Source organism: Hydrogenophaga electricum, assembly GCF_030160815.1.
GTDB classification, from domain to species: Bacteria; Pseudomonadota; Gammaproteobacteria; order Burkholderiales; family Burkholderiaceae_C; genus Hydrogenophaga; species Hydrogenophaga electricum.
On the sequence record NZ_BSPB01000090.1, the window covers coordinates 1 to 7,803 of the forward strand.

General features: G+C 70.7%; 8 protein-coding genes. All 8 read right to left on the minus strand.

Features of this window, described 5'->3' with window-relative positions; all coding sequences use genetic code 11:
- Positions 1-93: 93 nt before the first annotated feature.
- Positions 94-1,581, minus strand: a complete 1,488-nt coding sequence (locus QQK43_RS22155; protein WP_284309492.1) for a nickel-dependent hydrogenase large subunit — start codon at positions 1,579-1,581, stop codon at positions 94-96.
- On the minus strand, positions 1,578-2,591 hold the full coding sequence (locus tag QQK43_RS22160) for an NADH-quinone oxidoreductase subunit B family protein (protein ID WP_284309493.1): 1,014 nt from the start codon (positions 2,589-2,591) through the stop codon (positions 1,578-1,580). The genes QQK43_RS22155 and QQK43_RS22160 overlap by 4 nt, the downstream gene beginning before the upstream one ends.
- Positions 2,592-2,712: 121 nt before the next feature.
- Entirely contained in the window at positions 2,713-4,167 is a 1,455-nt protein-coding gene (locus tag QQK43_RS22165; RefSeq protein ID WP_284309494.1) for a sigma-54-dependent transcriptional regulator, read from the minus strand.
- Between the two features lie 71 nt (positions 4,168-4,238).
- Positions 4,239-4,772 carry a hypothetical protein gene (locus QQK43_RS22170; protein WP_284309495.1) on the minus strand — a complete coding sequence of 178 codons (534 nt, stop codon included), beginning with the start codon at positions 4,770-4,772 and terminating at the stop codon, positions 4,239-4,241.
- 80 nt (positions 4,773-4,852) lie between these two features.
- Positions 4,853-5,965: a hydrogenase expression/formation protein HypE gene (hypE, locus tag QQK43_RS22175; protein WP_284309496.1), complete on the minus strand. Its 1,113-nt coding sequence runs from the start codon at positions 5,963-5,965 to the stop codon at positions 4,853-4,855.
- Entirely contained in the window at positions 5,962-7,197 is a 1,236-nt protein-coding gene (gene hypD / locus QQK43_RS22180; RefSeq protein WP_284309497.1) for a hydrogenase formation protein HypD, read from the minus strand. Before hypD ends, hypE begins: the two co-directional genes overlap by 4 nt.
- Positions 7,194-7,430: a HypC/HybG/HupF family hydrogenase formation chaperone gene (locus tag QQK43_RS22185; RefSeq protein ID WP_284309498.1), complete on the minus strand. Its 237-nt coding sequence runs from the start codon at positions 7,428-7,430 to the stop codon at positions 7,194-7,196. Before QQK43_RS22185 ends, hypD begins: the two co-directional genes overlap by 4 nt.
- Positions 7,421-7,803: Kae1-like domain-containing protein (locus QQK43_RS22190; protein ID WP_440589180.1), on the minus strand; the 383-nt coding region annotated here is incomplete at its 5' end. The genes QQK43_RS22190 and QQK43_RS22185, both read right to left, overlap by 10 nt.

A 7,803-nucleotide genomic window follows, 5' to 3' on the forward strand; every position in this document is an offset into this window, starting at 1 on the left:
GTTCATCCGGGGGGATTCCTCTGAGAGTTCTGAAGCGTCGTAACTCCAGTCTCCCAGACCCTTCCGGGTGAACAACCTATTGAGACATCACAGCTAGTGCACCGTGCAGACCATGCACGGATCGAAGGACCGCACGATGTGCTGGACGGCCACCGGGGTTTTTTCACCCGGCCTGACCGGGGCGTCCACCAGCGCCTGTTCGAGCGCGCCCGGTGTGCCCCCGGCATCGCGGGGTGAAAAATTCCAGCTCGTGGGCGCGACGATCTGGTAGTTGGCCAGGCGCCCCTGGCGCACCACCAGCCAGTGTCCCAGCGCGCCCCGCGCGGCTTCGGACAGGCCGACACCGTGCCCTTCGTCGGGCAGCTCGGCCGGGACACAGAAGGCCTCGCCGGGACGCAGCGCGCGCAGCCAGTCTTCCATCATCGGCACCACGCGGGCGAGTTCGAGCACCCGCGCCAGCACGCGCGTGAACACGGTGCCACCGTGGCGCGCCACCGCATCGCGCACCAGGGGGTGGCCGCTGGCCAGTTGGCGGGCGATGGCCCCGGTTTCGACCACTTCGCCGGCCAGGCGCGGGGCCTTGTTCCAGGTGTAGGCACCGGGCTTGTCGGGCTCGGGCCGGGTCAGGCCCGAGAGCGGGTGCAGCGGCGTGCGGGCATCGGCCAGCCAGGCGTGCGTGGCGTCTTCGGTGATGCCCCGCGGGTTGAGCACCTCCAGCGCCTGCGACGCCGCGCGCCAGAGCCCGCGCGCGAGCGCGAAGCCGCCGTCGGGCTGGGCGTAGGCGCCGTAGCTCAGGTAGCGCCCGGGCCCGGGGCCGAGCGCCTGCAACCCCAGGTCGGGCACCAGACTCAGGAAGAAACGCAGGTCACCCGCCATCGGGGCCTGGGCGTGCCAGTCCCACAGCGCGGCTTCGCTGTCGAGCGCGGTGAAGGCCTCCAGCGGCGTGGCCAGCAGCTCGCGCTCCAGAAAGGCGCGGAACTCGCGCACCCGCGCCAGCAGGCGCACGCGCTCGGCCGCGTCGATGGGCCGGGTCGATCCGCCCGGCTCCACCGACTGGGTGTGGGGCCACTTGCCACCCAGCGTGCCCAGCAGCGTGAGCCAGCGCTGGCGCGCGGCGGTGGCGGCACGCACCTGCACACCACGATCGGGCGCGAAGCGGTTGACCGCCTCGGCGTGCCAGGGCCGGTCGGCATAGACCGGGCGGGCGAAGTCGGGCATGAAGAACAGGTAGAAGTGCGTGAGGTGGTCGGCCAGGTTTTCGGTCGCCAGGATCAGGTTGGTCGCGTGCTGGCCGTTGGGCGGCATGACCAGCCCGCCCAGGTCGGCCAGCGCGCGCGCGGCGGCGACCGACTGCGAGACCGAGCAGATGCCGCAGATGCGCGGCACGTAGACCAGCGCGTCGTGCGGTGCCTTGCCTTGCAGGATCTGCTCGAACCCGCGGTACATGGTGGCGTTGACCTGGGCCGAGCGCACGCGGTCACCCGCGATCTCCAGCGCGACTTCAAGGTCGCCTTCGACGCGGTTGAACGGGCCGACCAGAAGACGGCCCGCCTCGCGCCCGGCGTCGCTCGGTGTCGTCATTTCAACCTCGTTTTGCGGATGGCCGGTTTGACCACCAGGTGGTCGGCGGTGGCGTTTTCCTTCACGCGCCGGGGCGTCGCGCTCTTGGACAGCGAGGCCAGCGCGACAAACCAGGCCTTGGGCATGTCGGTGGGCAGGCCGATGGGGATGCCGGCGAGCTTGGGCGTTTCATGGAACGGATGGCCGGGCTCCTGGAAGCCCGGCTCGGTGCAGGCGATGCAGGCGTAGCCACCGCGCGTGCAGGAGCCTTCGCCGTTCCACAGCCGCGTGTTGCAGTCGGCATGCACCTGGGTGCCCTTGCAGCCCATGTGCTCCATCATGCAGCCGAGATCGGACGGCTTTTCGGCGCTGGCCTTGAACTCGTAGTACTCGTTGCGCGTGCAGCCGTGGTGCACGAGCTGGTCGGCGTAGAAACGCGGCCGGCCCAGCGGGTCGAGATCGGCGGGCGCCAGCTCCCCCGCGGCCAGCGTCATCAGCGTGTCGACCACCCAGCCGGGGTGCGTGGGGCAGCCGGCCACGTTGATCACCGGCAGCCCCCCGGCGGCGCGGAAATCGGCGCCCAGCAGCCCCCCGGGTTGGTCGTCGTCGTACTGCAGGCCGCAGGCATCGGTGGGGTTGTCGCCGCCGGCGGTGATGCCGCCCCAGGCGGCGCAACTGCCGATGGCGACCACATGGCGCGCGCGGGCAGCGAGCTCGCGCACCCAGTGGATCATGGGCAAGCCGGTCCCGGCCAGCATGTGGAAGCGCCCGGTGCCGTTCGGGCCGCGCAGCAACGAACCTTCGACGCACAGGGCGTCCAGCCGCGTCTGGCCGTCGAGCACCGACTGCAGCAGGGCCAGCACCTCGTCGCCGCTGCCCAGCGACAGCGAGGGGTGCCAGAGCAGGTGGATGCCGGCGTCGCGCAGATGGCCCTGAAAGTCGGGGGTGTCGGCACACAGCAGCGACATGCTGCAGCCGCCGCAGCCCCCACTCTGCAGCCACAGGACGTTGAGCGGCAGATGCCCGCTCATGGCCTTGCCCCACCCCGTGGCGGCCGGCGCCGATCACGCCCGGGTCCGTCGGAGCGGGACGGCGAGGTGGCGACTTTCAGCAGCCGGGCCGAGGCCCGCGCGGAGACCGTGTGGGCGATGCTCATTTTTCCAGCCCGAAGCGTTGCATCTTGGCCCGCAAGCCGACGCGGGACAAACCCAGTTCGGCGGCGGTGCGGGTCTTGTTCCAGCGGTGGCGCAACAGGGTCTCGCGCAACACCATGGCCTCGATCACGTCCAGCCGCTCGGTCAGGGTGCCGTTGGCAGGCAACGCCGACACCAGATCGCCGCCGCCGACCGCCCGCCCCTGCAGGACCCGCGCCGAGAACGCGCCGGGCGGCAGTTCGATGCCGTCGTGCAAGGCCATGGCGCGGGCGATTTCGTTGCGCAGTTCGCGGATGTTGCCGGGCCAGGGATAGGCCAGCAGGCAGGCCAGGGTCTCGTCGGGCAGGACCGCCCCGGGGTGACCGAGTTCGCGCGCCACGTCCTGCACGATCTGGTGCGCGATGGGCGTGATGTCGGCCACCCGCGCGCGCAGCGGCGGCACGGTCAGCGTGACCCCGGCCAGCCGGTAGTACAGGTCCTCGCGGAACAGGCCGTCGTGCACGCGCTGTTCGAGCTGGCGGTGGGTGGCAGCGATGATGCGCACGTCCACCGGCACCGGCCGCGCCGCGCCCACCGGGCGCACTTCGCCTTCCTGCAGCACGCGCAGCAGCTTGACCTGGAACGCCGGCGAGGTTTCACCGATTTCGTCGAGAAACACGGTGCCCCCGTCGGCGCGCTGGAACAGCCCGGCGTGGTCTTCGTAGGCGCCGGTGAAGGCGCCGCGCTTGTGGCCGAAGAGTTCGGATTCGAGCAGCGTGTCGGGAATGGCGGCGCAGTTTTCCACCTCGAACGGCCCTTCCAGCCGCGGCGATGCGTAGTGGATGGCCCGCGCCAGCAGTTCCTTGCCGGTGCCCGACTCGCCCAGCACCAGCACGGGCAGGTCGTAGCGCGCCGCGCGCTCGGCCATGGCGCAGACCAGTTCGATCGGGCTGCCGGCCGCGCGCACGATGCGCTCGAACCCGAAGTGGTGGCGCGCCTGCACCACCTGGCGCGCGGTGCGCTGGCGCAGCACGCGGGTGCTGGTGCGCAGCTCCAGATCGAGTCGGCTGGTCTGGCGCTGCAGGGTCTGCGCCTCCACGGCGTTGCGCACCGCCTCCAGCAGGTGGTCGGGGGACCAGGGCTTGAGGATGTACTGGTAGATGCCGGCCTCGTTGATGCCGGCAATGATGTCTTCGCTGTCGGTGTAGCCCGAGATGACGATGCGCACCACCTCCGGCCAGCGCTCGCGCACTTCTTTGAGGAAGGCCACACCGGTGATGCCCGGCATGCGCTGGTCGCACAGGATCACGCTGACCGGCTGGCGCTCCAGCAGGCCGCGCGCCTCCTCAGCACTGCTGGCCGTGAAGACGGTGAAGTCTTCGTCGAGCGTGCGCCGCATGGCGTCTTGCGAGCGCACCTCGTCGTCCACCACCAGCACGGTGGGCAGGGCGTCGTGGATCAGGGGAGAAGTCACGGAATTCGGGGGCGTTTGAGGAAAACGGGGGCAGGCCCATTGTAGGGAGCGGCCAGCCTGATCGGCCAGCGTCAGCCCCCGCGCAAGACGCCCACTTCACGGGCCGCCTCGCGCCGCCCGAGGTGGATCGAGAGCCGGGGTTCGAGCACGCTCACCGCCGCCCGGAACTGGGCCAGGCTGCGGGCCGCCAGCATCGCCTCGGCAATGGTGGCGGTGTCGGGACCGAAGTGCTGGCGCAAGCGCAGGAAGGCCTGGCGCTGCAGGCCCAGCACCGCCTCGGCCTCGTCGGCCGACGGTTCGGGTGGCCACGCCGCAACGGGCTCGGCGGGTGCCAGCGGGGCGGCCACCGGCTCGGCAACCGCGGCCGGCAGCGCTGCGGGCACAGGTTCCGGGGCCGGCACGGCGTCGGGTTCGATAAGGCCGCGCGCCCGCAACAGCGCCAGGTGTTCCGGCAGATCGGGCAGCCCCAGTGCCGACAACGCTGCCACGCCGTCGCGCCCCTTGACCAGGATGAGCACGCGGCGGGTCACCGGCGACAGGCCCGCCTGGCGCAGGCCGATTTCGGCCCGCCCCGCATCGGTTTTGCGAAACACCGGAATCGCCATGCCGTCTCCTCGTGATCTTCTGTCGACTGCGCTTGCCGTCCGCTGCCGGCGCCTTCGTCGCCGCTGGCGACGCGGCGGCTTCAGCAGATTCTGGGCAACTGCTCGCCACTGAGCCAGTCGACCACACGCCGGCCACCGAAGCGGGTGTCCATCTGCACGAAGTGGTGCGGGTCGGTGGTGACCTCGCCGATGCGCGCGGCGCCCGCCCCGAGCGGGTGGGCACGCAAGGCGGCCAGCGCGGCCTCGGCCGCTTCGGGCGCGACGATGGCGATCAGCTTGCCCTCGTTGGCCACGTACAGCGGGTCCAGGCCCAGCAGCTCGCAGGCCGCGTCCACCTGTGGCTTCACGGGAATAGCCGCCTCCTGCAAGCGCATGCCGACACCGGACTGGCGCGCGATCTCGTTGAGCGTGGTGGCCAGGCCGCCGCGCGTCGGATCGCGCAGCACGCGCACCGCGCCGGGCGCGGCGGCCATCAGCTCGGCCACCAGCGTGTGCAGCGCGGCGGTGTCGCTTTCGATGGTGGTCTCGAAGGCCAGCGACTCGCGCTGGGAGAGCACGGCCACACCGTGGTCGCCGATGGTGCCGGAGACCAGGATCACGTCGCCCGCCCGCGCATTCTTGCCACTGACCGACACGCCCGGCGCCAGCAGGCCGACACCGGTGGTGCTGATGAAGACGCCGTCGCCCTTGCCTTTTTCCACCACCTTGGTGTCGCCCGTGACCACCGGCACGCCGGCTTCGCGCGCCGCAGCGCCCAGGCTTTGCACGATGCGCTGCAGGTCGGCCAGCGGGTAGCCTTCTTCGATGATGAAGCTGGCGCTCAGGTACAGCGGCTGCGCGCCCATCATGACCACATCGTTCACCGTGCCGTGCACCGCCAGGCAACCGAGGTCGCCACCGGGGAAGAAGATGGGCGAAACCACGTGGCCGTCGGTCGCCATCACCAGCTGGCCGGCACCGTTGGCCAAGGTGGGCAGCGGCAGCGCCGCGCCGTCGTCGCCCTGGCGCAGGAAGGGGTTGTCCAGCGCGGGCAGGAACAGTTCCTCGATCAGTTGCGCCGCCGCCTTGCCGCCGGCGCCGTGGCCCATGTCGATGCGGCCGTGTCGGATGTCCAGCGGGCGGGTGTAGGTTTTCTTCACGGTGCTGGCCTGGTTCGGCGGGTTCGGGGGCGGGTTGTCGTGGTCGACTCTCATGCTTCGGCCCCTTCGGTGGCGGCCACCACCGGGATATCCCGGAAGCGCCCGTAGGTGTAGTGCGCGGCGCAGGCACCTTCGCTGGAAACCATGCAGGAACCGATCGGGTTTTCGGGCGTGCAGACGGTGCCGAAGATCTTGCAGTCGCGCGGCTCCTTGACGCCGCGCAGGATGGCGCCGCACTCGCAGGCCTTGTTGTCGGGCACGCTGCGGTAGCCCAGGTTGAAGCGCGCCTCGGCGTCGTACTCACGGTACTTTTCGCGGATCTGCAGGGCCGAGTGCGGCATGGTGCCCAGGCCGCGCCACTCGAAGGCCCCGCGCAGTTCGAACACGTCGTCCATCACGGCCTGCGCATTCAGGTTGCCGTGGGGCGTGACGGCGCGGGTGAACTCGTTCTCCACCTCGGCGCGGCCTTCGTTGACCTGGCGCACCAGCATCAGAATGGCCTGCAGCACGTCCAGCGGCTCGAAGCCGGCGATGACGACGGGCTTCTGGTATTCCTGCGCGAACTTCGCGTACGGGTCGGAGCCGATGACCACGCTCACATGCGCCGGGCCGACGAAGCCTTCGATCTCGGCCGTTTCGTGCGAACCATGGCCCCCACGCTCCCCTGCTTCGCATGGGTCGCTGCCCCCCGAGGGGGCTGACCCAGCTGGGGGCGGACCGGCACGGGGTCGGCCACCATCGAGGATCGCGCGGATCGCGGGTGGCGTGAGCACGTGGCTGCACATCACGCTGAAGTTCTTCAGGCCTTCACGCGCCGCATCGCGGATGACCAGCGCCGTCGGCGGCGTGGTGGTTTCGAAGCCGATGGCGAAGAAGACCACCTGCTTTTCCGGGTTGTCGCGCGCCATCTGCAGCGCATCGCCGGCCGAATAGACCATGCGGATGTCGCCGCCGCGCGCCTTGGCCTTGGTCAGCGAGAGGCCGCCGGAGGCCGGCACGCGCAGGGTGTCGCCGTAGGTGCAGAGGATCACGTCGTGCTGCAGCGCCAGCTCGATCGCCAGGTCCACGCGGCCGATGGGCAGCACGCAGACCGGGCAGCCCGGGCCGTGGATCATGCGCACGTTGGGCGGCAGCAGCTCCAGCACGCCGTAGCGGCTGATGGCGTGGGTGTGGCCGCCGCAGAACTCCATGAAGCGGTAGTGGTGATCGGGCTTCACTTCGGCGGCAATGCGCTCGGCGATGTGTTTCGCCAGCGCCCCATCGCGGAATTCGTCGATGTATTTCATGGCTGAACCTCCGCCGTGCGCGACTGCATTTCAGCGAACAGGGCCAGCGTCTTCTGTGCCTCTTCAGGGTCGAGCAGGCCGATGGCATGGCCCACGTGCACGATGACGTAGTCGCCCACGTTCGCTTCGGGCACGAGGGCGATGGAAATGGGCTTGCGGATGCCGCCCAGCTCGACCAGGGCCTGGTCGTGGGCGCGCTTTTCCACCAGCAGCGCGGGAATGGCTAGGCACATGAAACGGTCTCCTCAACGTGGGGTTCTGCTTGGGGGGTCTGAACATGCTGCGCGGCCACCCAGGCCTGGCCCAGGGCCAGACCGGCGTCGCCGCAGCCTGGGGCGCCGGGCAGGTACACCGCCAGCCCCGCAGCCGCCAGCCGCCGCACCACGCGCTCGCGCAGGATGCGGTTGAAAAAGCAGCCACCACCGAGCACCGCGGTGGTGGTGCCGGTGCGGCGAGCGGCATCGGTCAGCCAGGCAGCCAGCGCGTCGGCCAGGCCGAGGTGGAAGCCGGCGGCGGCCGCGTCGGTGTCGGTGGCGTCGAACAGCGGTGCCAGCAAGGGGCGCAGGTCCAGCACGCCCGCACGGTCGGCGCGGGCGCCGGGCAGTG

Excerpts from the sequence above, each read along its gene's own strand:
- QQK43_RS22155 (WP_284309492.1), bottom strand. The coding sequence starts at position 1,581 with ATGACGACACCGAGCGACGCCGGGCGCGAGGCGGGCCGTCTTCTGGTC.
- QQK43_RS22160 (WP_284309493.1), bottom strand. The coding sequence starts at position 2,591 with ATGAGCGGGCATCTGCCGCTCAACGTCCTGTGGCTGCAGAGTGGGGGC.
- QQK43_RS22170 (WP_284309495.1), bottom strand. The coding sequence starts at position 4,772 with ATGGCGATTCCGGTGTTTCGCAAAACCGATGCGGGGCGGGCCGAAATC.
- hypE (WP_284309496.1), bottom strand. The coding sequence starts at position 5,965 with ATGAGAGTCGACCACGACAACCCGCCCCCGAACCCGCCGAACCAGGCC.
- hypD (WP_284309497.1), bottom strand. The coding sequence starts at position 7,197 with ATGAAATACATCGACGAATTCCGCGATGGGGCGCTGGCGAAACACATC.
- QQK43_RS22185 (WP_284309498.1), bottom strand. The coding sequence starts at position 7,430 with ATGTGCCTAGCCATTCCCGCGCTGCTGGTGGAAAAGCGCGCCCACGAC.